This window comes from Idiomarina aminovorans, assembly GCF_023155095.1.
GTDB classification, from domain to species: domain Bacteria; phylum Pseudomonadota; class Gammaproteobacteria; order Enterobacterales; family Alteromonadaceae; genus Idiomarina; species Idiomarina aminovorans.
Genome location: NZ_JAKNDA010000002.1, coordinates 21524 through 38315, shown reverse-complemented (window position 1 = coordinate 38315; position 16792 = coordinate 21524). Strand labels below are relative to the sequence as shown.

General features: G+C 46.1%; 21 protein-coding genes and 1 pseudogene. 10 read left to right on the top strand and 12 right to left on the bottom strand.

Translation table 11 applies throughout. The features are described 5' to 3' along the window. Positions 1-11 precede the first annotated feature (11 nt). Positions 12-980: a threonine ammonia-lyase gene (locus L8G48_RS04235; RefSeq protein ID WP_248263373.1), complete on the top strand. Its 969-nt coding sequence runs from the start codon at positions 12-14 to the stop codon at positions 978-980. Here L8G48_RS04235 and L8G48_RS04230 read toward each other — a convergent pair. The 4 genes from L8G48_RS04230 to L8G48_RS04215 all read right to left on the bottom strand — a co-directional run bounded on the left by L8G48_RS04230 (position 977) and on the right by L8G48_RS04215 (position 4053). Next, the gene (locus L8G48_RS04230; protein ID WP_248263372.1) at positions 977-1408 is read right to left on the bottom strand and encodes a VOC family protein; all 432 of its coding nucleotides are present in this window, start codon (positions 1406-1408) and stop codon (positions 977-979) included. The two genes, L8G48_RS04235 and L8G48_RS04230, sit on opposite strands and share 4 nt — an antisense overlap. Before the next feature lie 46 nt (positions 1409-1454). Continuing rightward, a complete protein-coding gene (locus tag L8G48_RS04225; protein WP_248263371.1) occupies positions 1455-1685 on the bottom strand; it encodes a hypothetical protein in 231 nt (76 codons plus the stop codon). 200 nt (positions 1686-1885) lie between these two features. Further along, positions 1886-3058: a cystathionine gamma-synthase gene (locus L8G48_RS04220; RefSeq protein WP_248263370.1), complete on the bottom strand. Its 1173-nt coding sequence runs from the start codon at positions 3056-3058 to the stop codon at positions 1886-1888. A 29-nt stretch (positions 3059-3087) separates the two neighbouring features. Next, entirely contained in the window at positions 3088-4053 is a 966-nt protein-coding gene (locus L8G48_RS04215; protein ID WP_248263369.1) for a PLP-dependent cysteine synthase family protein, read from the bottom strand. Positions 4054-4182: 129 nt separating this feature from the next. Between L8G48_RS04215 and ltaE the strand changes: the two genes are divergently transcribed. Next, positions 4183-5205: a low-specificity L-threonine aldolase gene (gene ltaE / locus L8G48_RS04210; protein ID WP_248263794.1), complete on the top strand. Its 1023-nt coding sequence runs from the start codon at positions 4183-4185 to the stop codon at positions 5203-5205. Positions 5206-5215: 10 nt separating this feature from the next. Here the strand turns inward: ltaE and L8G48_RS04205 are convergent, their stop codons facing one another. Further along, entirely contained in the window at positions 5216-5554 is a 339-nt protein-coding gene (locus L8G48_RS04205) for a hypothetical protein (RefSeq protein WP_248263368.1), read from the bottom strand. Between the two features lie 63 nt (positions 5555-5617). Beyond that, entirely contained in the window at positions 5618-7159 is a 1542-nt protein-coding gene (locus L8G48_RS04200) for a YifB family Mg chelatase-like AAA ATPase (RefSeq protein ID WP_248263367.1), read from the bottom strand. Between the two features lie 745 nt (positions 7160-7904). On the opposite strand from L8G48_RS04200, the gene L8G48_RS04195 reads away from it, so the two are divergent. Then, the gene (locus L8G48_RS04195) at positions 7905-9548 is read left to right on the top strand and encodes a competence protein CoiA family protein (protein WP_248263366.1); all 1644 of its coding nucleotides are present in this window, start codon (positions 7905-7907) and stop codon (positions 9546-9548) included. Between the two features lie 55 nt (positions 9549-9603). On the opposite strand, the gene L8G48_RS13595 is transcribed toward L8G48_RS04195, so the two are convergent. The 4 genes from L8G48_RS13595 to L8G48_RS04185 form a co-directional block, all read right to left on the bottom strand. Further along, the gene (locus L8G48_RS13595; protein ID WP_443986709.1) at positions 9604-9759 is read right to left on the bottom strand and encodes a DUF4760 domain-containing protein; all 156 of its coding nucleotides are present in this window, start codon (positions 9757-9759) and stop codon (positions 9604-9606) included. A 4-nt stretch (positions 9760-9763) separates the two neighbouring features. Continuing rightward, positions 9764-10069, bottom strand: coding sequence for a DUF4760 domain-containing protein (locus L8G48_RS04190; RefSeq protein WP_248263365.1), 306 nt, complete (start codon positions 10067-10069; stop codon positions 9764-9766). Between the two features lie 168 nt (positions 10070-10237). Beyond that, entirely contained in the window at positions 10238-10369 is a 132-nt protein-coding gene (locus L8G48_RS13470; protein WP_282444606.1) for a hypothetical protein, read from the bottom strand. 308 nt (positions 10370-10677) lie between these two features. Beyond that, the gene (locus L8G48_RS04185) at positions 10678-10857 is read right to left on the bottom strand and encodes a hypothetical protein (RefSeq protein ID WP_248263364.1); all 180 of its coding nucleotides are present in this window, start codon (positions 10855-10857) and stop codon (positions 10678-10680) included. A gap of 121 nt (positions 10858-10978) precedes the next feature. Here L8G48_RS04185 and L8G48_RS04180 point away from each other — a divergent pair, with 121 nt between their 5' ends. From L8G48_RS04180 to L8G48_RS04155, 6 genes are all read left to right on the top strand, one after another. Then, positions 10979-13072, top strand: coding sequence for a protein-disulfide reductase DsbD family protein (locus tag L8G48_RS04180; protein ID WP_248263363.1), 2094 nt, complete (start codon positions 10979-10981; stop codon positions 13070-13072). Further along, the gene (locus L8G48_RS04175) at positions 13062-13601 is read left to right on the top strand and encodes a protein disulfide oxidoreductase (RefSeq protein ID WP_248263362.1); all 540 of its coding nucleotides are present in this window, start codon (positions 13062-13064) and stop codon (positions 13599-13601) included. Before L8G48_RS04180 ends, L8G48_RS04175 begins: the two co-directional genes overlap by 11 nt. 13 nt (positions 13602-13614) lie before the next feature. Beyond that, a complete protein-coding gene (locus L8G48_RS04170; protein ID WP_248263361.1) occupies positions 13615-14346 on the top strand; it encodes a DsbA family protein in 732 nt (243 codons plus the stop codon). 138 nt (positions 14347-14484) lie between these two features. After that, the gene (locus L8G48_RS04165; protein ID WP_248263360.1) at positions 14485-14724 is read left to right on the top strand and encodes a type II toxin-antitoxin system CcdA family antitoxin; all 240 of its coding nucleotides are present in this window, start codon (positions 14485-14487) and stop codon (positions 14722-14724) included. A 165-nt stretch (positions 14725-14889) separates the two neighbouring features. Then, positions 14890-15162, top strand: a complete 273-nt coding sequence (locus L8G48_RS04160; RefSeq protein ID WP_248263359.1) for a type II toxin-antitoxin system RelB/DinJ family antitoxin — start codon at positions 14890-14892, stop codon at positions 15160-15162. A gap of 9 nt (positions 15163-15171) precedes the next feature. Further along, positions 15172-15450, top strand: coding sequence for a type II toxin-antitoxin system RelE/ParE family toxin (locus L8G48_RS04155; protein WP_248263358.1), 279 nt, complete (start codon positions 15172-15174; stop codon positions 15448-15450). Between the two features lie 22 nt (positions 15451-15472). Here L8G48_RS04155 and L8G48_RS04150 read toward each other — a convergent pair whose 3' ends face one another. Further along, positions 15473-16039, bottom strand: coding sequence for a hypothetical protein (locus L8G48_RS04150; RefSeq protein ID WP_248263357.1), 567 nt, complete (start codon positions 16037-16039; stop codon positions 15473-15475). Positions 16040-16118: 79 nt separating this feature from the next. On the opposite strand from L8G48_RS04150, the pseudogene L8G48_RS13590 reads away from it, so the two are divergent. After that, positions 16119-16316 (top strand): annotated as a pseudogene (locus L8G48_RS13590) (DUF4879 domain-containing protein); the annotation flags it as partial. Positions 16317-16338: 22 nt separating this feature from the next. Here the strand turns inward: L8G48_RS13590 and L8G48_RS04145 are convergent. After that, positions 16339-16776, bottom strand: coding sequence for a hypothetical protein (locus L8G48_RS04145; RefSeq protein ID WP_248263356.1), 438 nt, complete (start codon positions 16774-16776; stop codon positions 16339-16341). Positions 16777-16792: the final 16 nt, after the last annotated feature.

Sequence of the window (16792 nt, the reverse complement as noted above, 5' to 3'; positions counted from 1 at the left end):
AGGGCCGTATTATGCCGAAGTTATCGCTTACCTGCTATGCCGATGTTGTACAGGCGCAACAGAGAATCAATAGCTATATCGTTAAAACACCAGTGTTAACCAACCCTCAGTTAAACCAACAGCTCGGCTGCAAATTATTTTTCAAGTGTGAAAATCTGCAACGCACCGGGGCCTTTAAGTTCCGGGGCGCCACTAACGCCTTATTGAAACTCTCCACGGAACAACGCCGCCACGGTGTTATTACCGTCTCGTCAGGTAACCATGGTGCAGCCTTAGCGCATGCCGGTAAAGCCCTCGGCGTTACCGTTAAGGTCGGCGTTCCTACTAACGCGCCAGCCGTAAAACGACAAAATATAGAAGCCGGCGGTGCCAATATTACCGATATAGAGCCCGGCATGGCAGCGCGCGAAGCCATTGTTAGCAAGTGGCAGTCAGAAGGCGAAAGCCATTTTATTCCTCCTTATGATCATGCCGATATTATTACCGGGCAGGGGACAGCAACACTTGAGCTGCTGGAACAGACTGACGGGCTGGATGCAGTGATCACCCCTTTAGGCGGCGGCGGTTTATTATCGGGCGCTTGCCTTGCCTGTGAGGAGACCGATATACAAGTTTTCGGCGCGGAGCCGGAACTGGCTAACGATACCTGGTTATCACTAAAAGCAGGGAAACGACAACCTGCTTTGCCCGCTAAAAGTCTTTGCGATGGCTTGCTCACACAAATTGGCGAACGGCCCTTTGCTATTATTCAAAAGCGTATTAGTGAAATTTTGATGCTAAGAGATGAGGATACTTTAAAAGCCATGCAGCTCATTTGGCATCATCTGAAAATTATCGTGGAGCCTTCATCGGCTATTGCCTTAGCCGCCGTAATACAAAATAAAACGTTGTTTGAAGGCAAACGAGTGGGTCTGGTTTTAAGTGGAGGTAATGTTGCAGCGCAGCCGCAAAGCGAGAAGCTGCGCAGGTCGTTCGCTTAGGTCGCGAAAATATGGCTGTCATCGTTAAAGGTTTTGAATTCTAACGCATTACCGCAATAATCGTAGAAAAACATGGTGCCCTGCTCACCCGGTTTACCTTTGAAGCGAATGTAAGGTTCTATCACAAACTCAATACCAGCCGCTTTTACGCGCTCAGCCAGCGCTTCCCAGTCATCACGTAGCAGTACAACTCCGAAATGCGGAACCGGAACTGAATGACCGTCGACACCACTGTGGTTTTTTAAGCCAGCGACATCGGGTGCTACATGCGTGACAAACTGGTGACCAAAAAAATTCCAGTCTATCCATTCATCACTGCTGCGCCCTTGAGTAAGCCCAAGTACCTTCCCATAAAACGCCCGGGCATTATCCAGTGAGCTGACCGGAATAGCTAAATGAAAAGGCCGTATTTTGGTGGTATCTGACATACTGCTAAATTGCCTTATTTACTAATGACAGCTGCTGGTGACAGCTTCAATGACTCAGTTTTGCCGTTATGTTTTGTGTTGCTTTGGTTTGCGACGAACGACGCCACATTCTGACACCAATAGCGAACACCAACAGTGCCCAGTTAAGCGGCGGAATAAAACCAGCGGTTAAAACCGCTAACAAATTCCACAGTGGTTGCTTCTGATGCCGACCCACTAAAGTATAAAACAATAGAGCGGCTACGAGTCCTTGGAGTACCATGAGGCTCAATAGCATAAGTCTTTCCTTCTCGTTTTTTATGCAACGCTTTTGCGTTTTTATTTTTGTTTTCGATCAGTTTTTACTGACTTGTCTAACTTTACTCAATTATGACGAAAGTGTAAAACTTTGTATAAGCTATTGAAATAGAGAGCAAAAAGCCGGCTCAATGGCCGGCTTTTTATATTAAGCGTCATGCTCTTAATCGTTAGTAACGATTAAAACGCGTTCAACGCCTTGTCTAAGTCAGCTTTCAGATCATTCAGATCTTCTATACCAACAGACACCCGTACAAAGTTATCCAGAATGCCTAACTTCTCACGATTTTCTTTTGGAACCGAGGCATGCGTCATAATAGCCGGATGTTCAATCAGTGATTCAACGCCACCTAAGCTTTCGGCCAGCGCAAACACTTCTACCGATTCCAGGAATTTGCGTGCTGCTTCCAAATCACCTTTCAGCAAAATAGAAATCATGCCACCGAAACCCTGCATCTGCTTTTTCGCCAAATCATGCTGAGGGTGGCTTTCAAGCCCGGGATAAATAACTTTTTCTACTTTCGGGTGTTGTTCAAGCCACTTGGCTAATTCCATTGCCGCTTCGTTGTGATGACGCATACGCAATGCCAGCGTCTTCACGCCGCGCAGCGCAAGATACGAGTCAAACGGACCGGCAATGGCACCAGCGGAGTTCTGTAAAAACAACATGCGCTCAACCAAGTCGTCGTTGTCGCCAACAACCGCAATACCACCAACCATATCGGAATGGCCGTTTAAGTATTTGGTCGCTGAATGCATGACCATATCCGCGCCCATTTCCAGCGGACGCTGGTTAAATGGCGTAGCAAAAGTGTTATCCACTACAACAATAATATCCGGGTTCTTTTTCTTCGCCAATTTTACAATGGCTTCAATGTCGACCAGCTTCAGCATTGGGTTGCTGGGTGTTTCTACCCAAATCATGCGGGTATTGTCTTTGATGTTGGCTTCAACTTCGTTTAAATCCGCCAAATCTACATAAGAAAACTGCAAACCCGCTGAACGCCCACGAACTTTATCGAACAAACGGAAGCTGCCGCCGTAAAGGTCGTCCATAGCAACGATGTGATCGCCGCTGTCTAACAATTCAAGAATGGTCGAGGTTGCCGCCATACCGGAAGCGAAAGCCAAACCTTGCTTACCGCCTTCCAGAGACGCAATAGAACGTTCCCAGGCGAAACGAGTCGGGTTGTGTGAACGCGAATATTCAAACCCTTTGTGCTGACCCGGACTTTCCTGAGCATAAGTAGAGCTGGTAAAAATGGGAGGCATTACCGCACCGGTAACTGGCTCCGGCGACTGCCCGCCATGAATAGCGCGCGTCGCGAATTTCATTGTTTTTTCATTTGCCATTATTAAGGTTCCTTAATTTACAACAAGCGTTACAGCAAGTTTTGAGAACGCATCCAGTCGTCGTTAAACAGCTTGGATAAATACCGGTTACCGGTGTCACACGCCAGAGTAACTACACGTTTTGGCTCGGTTTGTTGTTGGCAATAGCGCAACGCCGCGGCAATTAAGTAGCCACTGGATGAACCGACCATAAGGCCTTCTTTTTCCAGTACCTGACGTGCGGTTTGCATACCTTCTTTATCAGGAATGGCGAACGCGGTATTGGCCAGTTTGAGATCGCAAATCGTCGGGATAAAATCTTCACCAATGCCTTCAGCAAGCCAACTGCCGGCTTCTATTTCTTCGTTGCGGTTAACCAGCGGCTCTAAAATAGAACCCGCCGGATCGGCTAAAACCAAATCCATGTTACTATTTTGTTCACGTAAATAACGGCCAACACCGGTTAAGGTGCCACCTGAACCAACACCACAAACGAATGCATCCATTTTGCCATCCATTTGTTCCCACATTTCAGGGCCCGTAGTTTTGTAGTGGGCGTCTACGTTTGCCGGGTTTTCAAATTGATTTACGTAGTAGTAGCCATTTTCTTCTGCCATACGTGCCGCCATATCCTGATAATACTCAGGGTGACCTTTTTGCACATCAGAGCGAGTTTGTACGACTTCTGCACCCATCGCGCGCAGGTTGTTAACTTTTTCCTGACTCATTTTGTCCGGCATAACAATTTTGAGCGGATAGCCTTTACCCGCTGCCACAAGCGCCAGACCTAATCCTGTATTACCGGCAGTAGCCTCAATAATGGTATCGCCCGGCTTTAATTTACCCTGCTTCTCGGCTTGCTCAACCATTTCCACCGCAATACGATCTTTGATAGAACCACCCGGGTTCTGCAATTCGAGCTTAAAATACAACTCGCACGGGCCGGTATCCATATTAGTAACTTTCAACATGGGAGTATTACCGACCATTTCTATTACATTATTAAAAACTTTCATATTGGCTCGCTTTGTTGTCGAGTGTCTGGTTCAATATCGGAGCATTATCCCTTGACTGAGCCCGTTAAACAACCTTGGGCTAAGGAACCGGATAATAGTGATTATAACTCACCCCCAGAAGAGGCTGTTATGCTGGATTTACGCAGTGATACCGTAACCCTTCCCAGCGCTGCTATGCGCACCGCTATAGCCAATGCCAACGTTGGTGATGATGTCTATGGTGAAGACCCTTCCATTAACGCGCTGGAGAAGCGAGTCGCTGAATTACTCGGCAAAGAAGACGCCTTACTATGCAGCTCCGGTACCCAAAGTAATTTGCTGGGACTAATGAGCCACTGTCGTAACAGCGAAGAGTACATTGTCGGTCAGGAATATCACACTTATCGCTACGAGGCTGGCGGCGCAGCGGTTTTGGGTAGCATTGTACCACAAACCATTGAAGTAGAAGCTGACGGTAGTTTGTCCCTGGACACCATTAAAAAACGGATAAAACCGAACGACCCGCACTTTCCCATTACACGTTTGTTGGCCTTTGAAAATACTCATGCCGGGCAATTAATTGATCAAGCCTATTTCGATAAAGCGCGTACTCTGGCCGATCAGAATGGTTTATCAATGCACTTAGACGGCGCCCGTTTACCGAATGCCGCGGTTGCCAGCGGTCGCAGCATGGCAGAACTTGCAGCACCTTTTGACAGTGTGTCTTTGTGTTGTTCAAAAGGCCTCGGCGCACCTATTGGTTCGTTATTAGCCGGCTCAAAAGAGCTCATTGCGCGAGCCCGGCGTTGGCGCAAAATGGTTGGCGGCGGTATGCGTCAGGCTGGGTTTGTAGCCGTTGCTATTGATTACGCCTTAACGCATCAGTTTGAGCGCATTCAGGAAGACCATGAGAACGCGGCGTGGTTGGCTGAGCAACTTTCAGAATTGCTTGCTGGTACTGACGCTGGTGTTCGCTATTCGGGCACCAATATGACCTTTATTGAGTTGCCCGATTCGTTATCCGCCGATAACTTACGAGAACTTATGGCAGAACATGACATTAAACTGCCCGGCGGACAAAAGCTGCGGCTGGTGTGCCATTTGGATGTTACCCGCGAGCAATTGAAGCGTTTTATTACGCTGTTTAAACAATGGCTCAATGCCTTTGCCTGATGCAATAGCATCAGGCTTTTTTGGCGACTTTATCTTTTCGCCCTTTGATTTCCATGGCCTGAGCCCGTTGTTTCAGAATCTTCTTTTCCGATGTGACAAAACGCTTTAGGAGTTGCCTGATTAGGGGCTGGTATCCCAGATTATAATGCTCTGCAATAGTCTTCAAATCATCAATGAGCTCTTCTTCCATACGAATAGATATAGGACGCAGACGTGCGGATTGATTTATTGCATCTTCAATTGCCCGATCAAATTCCACACGCTCTACATGAGCTTCTTCTTGGCCGAGTTCACCGCTATCCCAATTTTCATCTTGCTCAATTGCAGTTTTGATCGCTTCTTTGTTCATACGACTCTCCAGCACAATTTCTCCGTTGAACTGTAACGTAATACATCTGTATATACAAAATAATCACAAGCTTTGCACTTGATCAATCAGTCGGTCCAGAGCTCGGTAATTGAGAGCTTCAGCCAAATGCTGCTGTTTTATCGTGTCGCTGTCGGCTAAGTCCGCTATGGTTCGGGCTAAACGAAGGGTTCGATGGTAGGCCCGGTGCGACAGCTTCATTTTTTCGGCGGCTTTGGCTAAAAAAGCTTCCGTTTTTTCTGAAAGCTCACATATTTGTTTTAACGCTTTGGGTTTTATTTCGCTGTTCAGGCAACCCTGCCGCTTAATTTGGCACTGCCGGGCTTTTTCAACTAAACTTTTTGCTTGTGCGGAGTTCATTGTCTGAGTTTTATGTTTAGTGGCACCTTTTAAACTCATGGATTCGCTTTCTCTTGGCACCATTACCTGAATATCAATGCGATCAAGCAATGGTCCCGACAGCTTGTTTAAGTATTTGAGGATTTGGTCAGGCGTGGAGCGGCAATTGGCTAAGGAACCGTCAAACTGGCCACAGGGGGAAGGATTTAGCGCGCAAACCAGTTGAAAATTAGCCGGGAATTTCACCTGGTAAGCGGCTCGACTTATCGTTATTTCACCGCTCTCCAGAGGCTCCCTTAAACAATCTAAAGTATGACGAGAAAATTCGCTCACCTCATCAAGGAATAAAATGCTTCGGGTTGCTAAGCTCACTTCTCCCGGCTTAGGTGGAGAACCTCCCCCGACCAAAGCCGCAGAAGAACAGGTGTGGTGCGGAGCTCTTATAGCTCTTTGGGTCAGTATGTCAGTACCATGATAGTTAAAAGACACCGACTTAACCGCTGCAATTTCCATAGCTTCCTGCTCGGTCAATGGCGGTAGTATGCCGTTCAGACGCTGGGCTAACATCGTTTTGCCGGTTCCCGGTGGCCCAACGAACAACAGATGGTGCTTCCCAGCAGCCGATAAAAGCAGAGCCCGTTTCGCCTGCTCCTGCCCTACCACGTCGGCTAAATCACCATCGTCATTGGGAATTTGCTGCGCCCAATCTATCGGCTTTGATTCCCGCAGTGGCTGGTGATCATGCAAATGTTCATAAACACTCACTAAGTCTGCCGCCAGCCAGCTTTTTTGTTCACGAACTAACCCCGCTTCCTGCTGGTTAGCTATAGGCACAAACGCCTGACGCCTTTTGTTACGACAAGCAAGCAACGCCGGAATCAAACCACTTACAGCACGCAATTCACCGGTTAGTGCCAGTTCCCCATAAAACTCTGCCTGCTCCAAAATAGTATCGGATATTTGCCCCGACGCAGCCAGTATCCCCACTGCTATGGCTAAATCATAACGGGCTCCGGTTTTGGGGATGTCTGCCGGTGCCAAGTTCACCGTAATACGCGTGGCCGGCGGGTATTCAAACCCTGCATTCATTAACGCTGTTTTAACCCTGTCACGCGCCTCCTTAACGGTTGTAGCTGGCATACCCACCATAGTAAAGCCTGGCATTCCCCTTGCCAGATCCACTTCAACACGAATTTCCGGCGCATGAATGCCTATCAATGCCCGTGTGTATACTCGCGCTAACGCCATCTGTCTCTCCATGACTGAACAACAGCATAACTATAATGAGAAAACCGACTTACGTATGTAGGACAGTGTTTAAAACGCCTTAAGAGATCCTCCCGCTAGAACTGTTAGCCAAAGTTTGTTGAGTCGTCCTTGGTTTCATCAATTTAATCTTGGGTTCTCCCCCGTTAGAAAAACCCGCTACGACTCCAGGCTATAGTTAAGCGCAAACTTCTCAGTAATTGAATTTTCTATTGATAGGCTAGCTCGTGCATATTGAGTTCTGCGTGAACAAGAGTCGTAAAACAAATGAGCTAAAACAGAGTAAAGCTCAGTTGGTACGCCTTTTTAGGGAATAGCTCTAATATTCTACCCTTTTACCAAGACATCAGGTTAAACATCCGCAAATTTTTAATTGAGATGGGTTCACACATAAACAGGGAATCCCCCCAAAATGGGGCAAAGCAAAAACAAACTAAAAAATATTAAAAATCAGAACTTTACAGTCATTCAGAAAAAATAATCACCCAGATGATAGCGAATTCTGGGCAAGTTTTAAAAAGAACTTGAAACCGCAGATAACCAATTGAAGATCGCAACAAGTGGTAGGTTACTTGGTCCCATTTTACTTAGGTTTGCTTTTTCGTTGATTGAAAAATAAACTGCAAGAGAATTTAACTCTTCTGATAGAGTGTCATGCTGCCTACAGACTCCTTTAAACTTTTAATGGAAATGGAAACGCAAAAGTAATAATAGAAAAGGACTTTTTATGAGCATTATTGTGGCGCTTGAGGCAGATAAGCGAAAGGTAACGTCTATTGAGGACGTATCTAGTGGACTTGCTTGTAATTGCATCTGCCCAGCCTGTCATACGGTTCTGGTTGCCAGAAAAGGTCCCGAAAAACGGCACCATTTTGCCCATTATAAAGCCGATGAAGATATCCACTGTCGGGAAACTGCGCTTCATTTGGCTGCCAAACAATTTTTCCTCAACAATGATTGTACATATCTGCCTGGTGTTGAGTGTGAATCCAGTACCTTGAAAACGATATTAAATGAACCCCGTACGTTTGAATATGCGTTTTTCAGCCATATGAGAAGTATCCAGACCGTTGAAGAAGAAGTCTGGCTAAATGAGCATGTTTACCGGCCAGACATACGATGTGAAGTTGATGTTGCCGGTGTATGGGAGCCACTGCTCATCGAAATAGCCGTGACGCATAAAGTTGATGATGACAAAGCAATAAAAATCAAGGCAAGTGGCTATTCTGCTATCGAAATTGATTTAGCCAGCTTGTTAAAGCAACCGAAGGTAAGTGTTGATGAACTTAAACAAGCTTTATGTCACCCCGAACGTATCAAATGGCTAAATAAGAGTTCACGCCTATTGAGCCACCTGCAGTCGATTGTCCAGAGTGAAAACACCGCGTTAGTCGCTGAGCGCAACGAGACAATACGAGAATGGCATCTGCAGATCTCGAGTCAACTATTATCGAGCGAGAAAATTCATTTACCACGGTACCAGTTTCCCACGCATATATTGGCTAAAACCATCAAATTAAAAGATGGTAAGGACTATCCAGTAGATAAACCAGGAGCGCCGACCATTGGCGGAGCTTTCGAGTTGCAAGGAATCAGTGAGATAACGGATAGTCGATTTGATCTGATACTTAGCTACAAAGGGGCGACTTATAAACTTCCTATTGCGTTGCAGGTTGGCGGGAGTCCAGTAGGAGATTTAGGTAAGTCATACCTCACTCTTAATGAAGTATCGTTGCCCGATCCGCGTGTATTTGTGGCGAGGTTGCGCTGGGGTCGTTCTGACCGAGCTGAAAAATACATTAAGAAAGTACTGAGCGCGCAAGAAGCTATGCGAGCGACGAAGGGCGCACAAATAAAACGCGATATAACGAATAAACTGAAACAATTTGGGCAATTACGGATGAACCCGCACATGGCAAAATGTCCGAACTTGGCTGCTATTGAGAAACACTATGAACAATTCATTGAGGAGTTAGGTTGGTTGAATATTGATGCGCTTCGGTACACCTGCGACATAAATGATGGCTGGATCTTTGGTTGTCCACAACGGTACTGGCAAGTTATCTCCTTACGAAGCATTTGTTACTTGAATAGTAATGGTATTGGCGTACCATTTTTGAGTAAACAGTTAAAGCGCAACTTCGGTATTGATGTAATAGAGCCAGTACGAAGCCTTCAATTTATGGATACGGGTAAAGCGGTGCCAAACGGGTGGGGGATTCTCAATTCTTATTTACAATTCCTGGACAGCTGCAACATACTGAAGCGCGGATATAAAGAATTTGAAAAGACCATTATTCATGGCTCCAATTACCAAGATAAAGTATTTGAGCTGAAGCACGAAAAGCGACGTCACTCCGCAAGGTGGTAATCCCTTTTAATTCGGATAGCAATGATACGGCCCACTCTTTTCTGGCTGCAAAAGTTCAAGACCTTCTATCAGTTTTTAGCCTATTATTGCAGAATTTATCAGCAAGCCATTCAAATTCTTGGAATATCGTATCGCGTTTAACTTGTCGTCTAAGATCGTAAATGAATGGCTTGAGGGCGTTCCAATCGCTAATCACAGTTGAGTAGCTCATTCGCTTATACGGCTTTTAAATCGAATGCGTTTTCCCTCATGCCTGTCGCTATAAACTCATAGTTATTTAAAACTGCAAGAATAGCATTTCTCTCACCAGTACCCTTATGTTGGGAGTGAGCGTATGTGGTTAGTTCATTGTCAGAATTTAATCGGGTGACTGTAGACCGAGATTCTGATAAATGCCCATCATTCTTTTGATGGATAACTAAGTCGATGGTAGCTTGTCTGCGGCTGGTTCTTGCGTGGTTTATTACGGCTATCAAGGCTATGATAACCGATATAGTTAAAACTATCGTTTTGGCATCCATTACCAAATCCTTTTCTTAAATGTCTTCCCATCCGTCTCGTAGGATCATAATGCGCTCCAGTTTTTCTCTGTATAACTAATTATTAGTCTGCAATAGTAAAAGCTGTTTTACAACAAAAAAGTCCAACTTTGCTAATGGATAATCATCATTAGCAAGCCCCCCGACTCATCAGTCGCACCGCCCTACTCTCATGCCGACCATAGTAAAGCCTGGCATTCCCCTTGCCAGATCCACTTCAACCCGAATTTCCGGCGCATGAATGCCTATCAATGCCTGGGTGTAAACTCGCGCTAACGCCATCTGTCTCTCCATGACTGAACAACGGCGTAACTATAATTCGTTGACGGAACTCTGTCTGTAAGCAAATAACACGAAGCTCTGACCGAAATCATTACTCCCGTAACTTGATTTTACCCCCGCTTCTGTCATCATCTTCACCTTATTAAGAAAAAGCCGAAGAACCAAAGGTCACCCAAGTCATGTTCCACCAGCTGAATAAACAGTGTCAGAAAAGTCGGTATATAGCACCCTTGCTATTGCTGGTTTTTGCGCTGTGTTGGGGACAAAATTTTGGTTGGTTAGAGGGCTGTCCTAAGCATCAGCAAGCTTCAGCGGCGGAGCAGAGCACTGACAGTCACGTTGGCACAAATACAAAACACGAAAGTGCCAAGGCAGACTGCGACAAAACCACGCATTTGTTGCAGCAGTTCCAGCCGGATATCACCTACGCAGCACTGTCTTTCTTCGTTCTTCTGGTTTTGGCTCTGCCAGCAGTTGTTCACAAACATCTGCCACCGCTACCGCTTTTCTTTTCCTGTAAAAGGCGACCCCACGCCCTATTTTGTTGCTTTCTGGAGTAGCGCTTCCAACAGATTTTCATCGTTGGAATACTAACTTCAGGAGTCATCTATGAATAAAATTTTTCCGTTATGGCTAATGTCACTCATAGCTGCGTTATTACTCTATAGCGCGCAGGCATTAGCAGAAACACCGTCTACCGGTTGGCTGAGTCATAAAGACCATCCGCCGGTGGAAGTGAAACTGGAACTCACCGGTCACTATAAAGCAGAGCGAAACCTCGTACCCGCTTTGCTGCATGTTGAGCTGGAGGAGGGCTGGAAGACTTACTGGCGCTCGCCCGGCGAGGGTGGCATACCGCCGACCTTTGACTGGTCTGATTCGTCCAATATCAGGGAGATAGAATGGCACTGGCCAGTGCCTTCGCGCTACAGTATTCAGGGCATTGATACGGTCGGGTATCAGGGGTCTTTGACCTTTCCGTTAATGATAAAGCTGAGCCCTGATACCCGGCAGGGGCATATCAGCGGTTCGCTGACCATGTCGTCCTGTACCACTATTTGCGTGCTGACGGATTACCCCATTGATTTACGCATTAATCTGGACACTTTGACCGTCGACAGTGACCGCGCCTTCGCTTTTAATCAGGCGATGGGTAAAGTGCCTCGAGAACATGACCGCAATGATGTGAAGCAGGCGATTTGGTCAGACGCAAACCAACGTATTCAACTCATCATAGAACGCGACAGCGGCTGGCAGGACCCGCAGTTGTTTGTCCACAGTAGCGATGAAACTCTGGCAGATGCCACCTTTTCGTCGCCCGGCATTCAAGTAGAAGGAAACACGCTGACTGCGTATATCGAAGTGAGCCATTGGCTGAAATTGCCAGACTTAAAGGGTTCTGAACTCACCGCGACTGTCGGTGACGACAACTTCGCTGCAGAATATAAGGTTAAATTAGTCTCAGGCACCGTCTCCACTCTTACTGAAAGCGCACCACCGCTGTGGATCATTCTGTTGATGGCTTTAATTGGCGGGTTAATCCTGAACATTATGCCCTGTGTGTTACCAGTATTAGGCTTAAAAGTGCAAAGCTTAATGCTCTCGGGAGCACAACAACCCAGCGTGGTGCGTAAGCAGTTTTTTGCCTCGTCACTGGGTATTATCAGCTCGTTTCTGGTGATTGCGCTGGGGCTAATAGTGCTTCGCTGGTCGGGCGGCTCAGTCGGTTGGGGGATTCAATTCCAAAATCCCTACTTCATTGCTGCGCTGGTGGCTCTTACCTGGCTGTTCGCACTGAACTTAATGGGTGCCTTTGAATTTAAGCTGCCGTCTTCCCTGAATACCAGCGCCGCGACTACCGGCGATAACAGCTATAAAGGCCATTTTCTACAAGGCATGCTGGCAACAGTACTGGCAACACCCTGTACAGCGCCTTTCTTAGGCACCGCTGTCGCCTTTGCATTGGCCGCAGAGTCATCGGTTATTTTGCTGATTTTTGCGGCGTTAGGTGTTGGCATGGCGCTACCATGGCTGCTTATAGCGGTATTCCCAAAAAGCTCAAAATTACTGCCCAAACCCGGTCGCTGGATGCAGTGGGTAAAACCGATATTTGCCATTATGATGCTGGCCACCTCGGTTTGGCTAACCACTCTACTGAAAAACTTTATCAGCAACGAGGCATTCCTTGTGCTGACGGTCGGATTATCGGTTCTCACCTTAGCGATTATTGGCAAAGTGCATGGCCGCAAGGCTCTGTTCTTATCCATAGGCGGCTTTTTGATTTTGGCTGCGGTGGTGGGTGCTGCGCTGCTCCTCACGGCTGACCGTTGGGTTAATAAACTCCCTCAGGATCATCAGTGGCAGCCGCTCACACAAGAGCGTATTGATGCAGCCGTAGCCAATGGTGAAACCGTGTTTGTGGATGTCACAGCGGACTGGTGTGTTACCTGTCAGGCTAATAAAATTGGCGTATTGCTGCAGGATCCGGTATTTACTGCCCTGGGTCAGGAAAATGTAACACGCCTGCGCGGCGACTGGACCAAGGCCAACGAAAACATCACTCTATACCTGAAAGCCAACAACACCTTTGGTGTGCCATTTAACAAAGTTTATGGACCCGGCGCTCCCGATGGCATCGTCCTGCCCGTGGTGCTCAGCAAAGAAAAGGTCATAAACGCGCTGGAGGATGCTCGTGAGCAATAGCAAACCAAAAACCTCATGGGCAAAGCGTCTACGAACAGCGGCGCTTTATATTGTGTTGTTCTCAGCAGTTGCGTTCGTGGTTGATGCCTTCCGTAATAGTGATGTGCCGGAGTCTGTTCCGGCCGGGCTTGCTTCTCTAACCGACATTAACGGCGAACAATACAACTTGCGCGAGATGAGCAAGAACGGCCCCGTCGTACTCTATTTCTGGGCCACCTGGTGCCCCATCTGTCCGGCAGTATCGCCCACCGTGGATTATATCGGTAACTACTATCCCACCGTTAGTGTCGCGCTGCGTTCCGGTGATAACGAGAAACTCGCTAGCTACGCGCAGGCAAAAGGGTATGAGTTCCCCATTGTTAACGACAGCCTTAACCGCGTCTCTAATGCCTGGCAGGTGTCTGCTACGCCAACCATCATCATTATTGAAAACGGTGACATTGTATCGGCGACCACCGGCGTAACGACCCCCCCCGGTTTATTTATCCGCCTTTGGTTTCACCAGTTTTTTGAAATAACCAATTTTTAAGTAGGAAAGTCGTATGAATTTTATCTATAAAACATTTTTCATCGTTGCTGTTATGTTTAGCAGCAACGCTTCAGCACAAAATTTAAACCAGCAACAAGAACAAGAATTGGAAAAAGTCGAGCAGTTATTACGTGAAAATCCACAGCTTATTTCTAATATTCACCAAGGCTTGCATCGCTTTTTAGAGCAGCAGGGTCAACAAAAAAATGCCTTCGCTAATAATAAGGAATGGCTTTATGAGTCGGCGGTAAACCCTGTTATAGGTGATATCGATGCCCCTCATAAAATCATTGTGTTTACCGACTATAACTGCCCGTATTGCAAAAGGTTAGAGCCGGGTCTGCACAAATTGATTGAGGAGTACCCGTCTATTCAGGTGGTGAATATTTTTGTGCCGTTACGGCAGCAACAGGTCGACGGTCTAAAAACCAACTCAGCGCTTTATGCACTGAACCTGTGGCGCAATGACTCTAACACCTTCTTTGAAACGCATAATCTGATGATGAAAAAATCCGGAATGCACACAGCTAAATCGCTGCAAAGCGTTGCACAAGTTACTGGCACAGAGGCTTTTTTATCACCATCCAGCGAAAGCGAAGCAATTATTCGCAAAAATATGTCAGCATTTCGCGACTTAGGCTTTCGCGGCACACCGACCATTATCATTGGTCAGCAGGTAACGCCTGGTTACATCCCTTATGACAAGCTGGAGGCTATTGCTACCAAGCAATTTGAACTGGATTAATCGATGTTCGTTCAGACTCAAGCTGACACAACCTCTCAAAAGTAAAGAGTGACCTCCCCAGGTTTTGCTCTGCTATGATTCATGTGCATATTTAATGCGCATGGATTATGCGCTTGTTTTTTATTAACAGGTGATAAAATGGCAATCTATAACACCACTTCTGCTTCAAAAAAGCCGACAAACGTCAGCATTAACGCTGAGCTTTTAGCTAAAGCAAAGTCACTTAATATCAATTTATCGGCGACACTTGAGTCAGCCTTAAAAGAACAAATTCGTTTGCAGGCGCAAGCGCAGTGGTTGAAAGAGAATTCTGACGCAATGGAAGCTTACAACCAGTTTGTTGAGCGTAACGGGACATTCAGCGACAGCGTGTCGTAAATTCTAATGACAGGGATAGAATTACAGCGGCTATCGACCTGCTATTTTTTGAAATATAACGATAGTTACAAGTTGCCACGTTAAATAGCGACTTCAACACTATAATTTGATAAGGTCTTCAACGTGTACTAACATTTGTGAGTACACCAGTAAAAGAGAACCGTCATGGAAACCAGAATTCAGTTTCGTATCGATGAACAAACAAAGCACTTAGCGCAGCAGCAGGCGCAGAGTGAAGGCCGAACCTTGAGTGATGCGTGTCGGCAGCTGGCAGAGCAGCTGGCAGCGGAGCGTCGGAAACAGCTATTGCACGACAACTGGCTTACGGAGCAAGTGAATCATGCTTTCCAGAAATTGGAGTCAGGCCAGTCTGAGTTCATGGGTAACGACCAGGCAAAAAGCCGTATGGAAAAATTTAAAGCTCAATTTCGAAAATAAGGCGCACAAATGATTTATTGGGAAGAGGATGCCCTGAAAGACAGAGAAAGGATTTTCGAGTTTCTTCACAATTTTAACCCGGTAGTAGCTGAACAAACCGACGCGTTCATACAAAGCAACGCCGAAACACTACTTGGGCAACCTTATATTGGTGTTAAACGTGAAAATATGAAGGGAAGGCTTTTAATCCTCCCCGATGTTTCAATGCTTGTCCCTTACTCCATTGATGGAGTTAACATACGAGTTTTGCGCGTAATGCATGAGAAGCAGCAATTTCCCTTTGCATAGGTTTTGCGTTAGTCTCTTTTATTCACGCTTTTTCATCAACAAGCTGTTCGTCGTTTTCTTTAAGATATTCCATCACCTCGCTTTGTAGCGAAGTTAAATATTCTGAATTTAATATTTCCGTCGCCACTTTTTGGTGACTTTCAGCGGATCTTAAGCCCCCTAAAGCATAACTGTCATATTGCGCATCTTTAGTCGCTTGCTCAAATAGCTCGTTAAATACTGAACTCGGTTTTTTCTCACTGTAAGAGCTATCAAAATCTATTTTCAATTGAAGTTGGCTTAAAGATCTATGCAGTGCAATATCATTACGATAGCGATCATAATTCTCTTGTGTTTCTTCTTTGAATGTTATTAAACTCTCAGCAAGATTCATATACTCTTCAACGGTTATATCTTGGGCATTTTCAGGGTCAACCGACAGTAACCCTTTGAACTTCTCAGCCTGTTCATCGGTAAGTTTGTCGGTATCAACAGGCGCTTCTGAAGGCTTAACGTCTTTTGCTTCCGGCCGTTTTACAGGCTCTGCGGGCACTTTCTGCGTAGGCTGTTTGATGGTAAAAGAAAAGTCGCTGATGGTTAAAGGTTTCATAAACACCTCCTGTGTTAATTCCTTATATCGGCGAATTATTGGTCAACTTTAACAACCTAACGGAGGGACCTTAGGGGCAACACAACCAACCAGTGTAAAATCAGACGCTTATTGTGGCTCTTTCGCAAATTTCCACCGCTGCACCGGCGGTGAAACCATAACCGGCTTTATGTATTTCTACACTTTCACTAATAGCCAGGGTGGATATTTCACTTCCTCATCGAGTTCAGTAGCAGCTCCGTATGGAACGTCCTCTGATTCAATTTACATTAAATAAAGCCCATAGGCCTCGCGTATTATTAAGCGAGGCCTTTTAATATATTCACAATGGTTTGGGTAGTTTCTATACTGTCTGTCATATTATGATTCCTTGCGAACTCAAGATGCCCCGTCCATCGCTCCAATTGATCAATCGGTTTATCCCGGTCAAGTTTTTTCCCTTCAGGAGACATTTGTGAAGGATCCAAATGAAAAGCCATAACAGCGGCCTCAGATGAGCTAATTATGCCCTTAGACTCAAGGTGATGCGCCAGGTCGGCCATTTCATTAGGAGACATAGCACGGGCATTAAATTTCCCCTTAAGTTCGTCATACACTTCGCTCAATTTGGAGCCTTCAGCGCTTAATTCCACCTCACTGTTAGCGTCAGTAGCGGTATTCCCCTGCTGGTTATCTTTAGCAAGCAATTTATCCGAAGTTAATGACGATAGAAAATGTTCAGTCCTTGATACAATCATAAATCCCCCAACGCTT

Bases quoted from the DNA above. Each gene is read 5' to 3' on its own strand.
- L8G48_RS04220 (WP_248263370.1), bottom strand. From the start codon at position 3,058: ATGGCAAATGAAAAAACAATGAAATTCGCGACGCGCGCTATTCATGGC.
- L8G48_RS04150 (WP_248263357.1), bottom strand. From the start codon at position 16,039: ATGAAACCTTTAACCATCAGCGACTTTTCTTTTACCATCAAACAGCCT.
- L8G48_RS13470 (WP_282444606.1), bottom strand. From the start codon at position 10,369: ATGGCGTTAGCGCGAGTTTACACCCAGGCATTGATAGGCATTCATGCG.
- L8G48_RS04190 (WP_248263365.1), bottom strand. From the start codon at position 10,069: ATGGATGCCAAAACGATAGTTTTAACTATATCGGTTATCATAGCCTTG.
- L8G48_RS04230 (WP_248263372.1), bottom strand. From the start codon at position 1,408: ATGTCAGATACCACCAAAATACGGCCTTTTCATTTAGCTATTCCGGTC.
- L8G48_RS04155 (WP_248263358.1), top strand. From the start codon at position 15,172: ATGATTTATTGGGAAGAGGATGCCCTGAAAGACAGAGAAAGGATTTTC.
- L8G48_RS13595 (WP_443986709.1), bottom strand. From the start codon at position 9,759: ATGAGCTACTCAACTGTGATTAGCGATTGGAACGCCCTCAAGCCATTC.
- L8G48_RS04225 (WP_248263371.1), bottom strand. From the start codon at position 1,685: ATGCTATTGAGCCTCATGGTACTCCAAGGACTCGTAGCCGCTCTATTG.
- L8G48_RS04195 (WP_248263366.1), top strand. From the start codon at position 7,905: ATGAGCATTATTGTGGCGCTTGAGGCAGATAAGCGAAAGGTAACGTCT.
- L8G48_RS04160 (WP_248263359.1), top strand. From the start codon at position 14,890: ATGGAAACCAGAATTCAGTTTCGTATCGATGAACAAACAAAGCACTTA.
- L8G48_RS04145 (WP_248263356.1), bottom strand. From the start codon at position 16,776: ATGATTGTATCAAGGACTGAACATTTTCTATCGTCATTAACTTCGGAT.
- L8G48_RS04215 (WP_248263369.1), bottom strand. From the start codon at position 4,053: ATGAAAGTTTTTAATAATGTAATAGAAATGGTCGGTAATACTCCCATG.
- L8G48_RS04200 (WP_248263367.1), bottom strand. From the start codon at position 7,159: ATGGCGTTAGCGCGAGTATACACACGGGCATTGATAGGCATTCATGCG.
- L8G48_RS04185 (WP_248263364.1), bottom strand. From the start codon at position 10,857: ATGTTTGTGAACAACTGCTGGCAGAGCCAAAACCAGAAGAACGAAGAA.
- L8G48_RS04165 (WP_248263360.1), top strand. From the start codon at position 14,485: ATGGCAATCTATAACACCACTTCTGCTTCAAAAAAGCCGACAAACGTC.
- L8G48_RS04180 (WP_248263363.1), top strand. From the start codon at position 10,979: ATGAATAAAATTTTTCCGTTATGGCTAATGTCACTCATAGCTGCGTTA.
- L8G48_RS04170 (WP_248263361.1), top strand. From the start codon at position 13,615: ATGAATTTTATCTATAAAACATTTTTCATCGTTGCTGTTATGTTTAGC.
- L8G48_RS04235 (WP_248263373.1), top strand. From the start codon at position 12: ATGCCGAAGTTATCGCTTACCTGCTATGCCGATGTTGTACAGGCGCAA.
- ltaE (WP_248263794.1), top strand. From the start codon at position 4,183: ATGCTGGATTTACGCAGTGATACCGTAACCCTTCCCAGCGCTGCTATG.
- L8G48_RS04205 (WP_248263368.1), bottom strand. From the start codon at position 5,554: ATGAACAAAGAAGCGATCAAAACTGCAATTGAGCAAGATGAAAATTGG.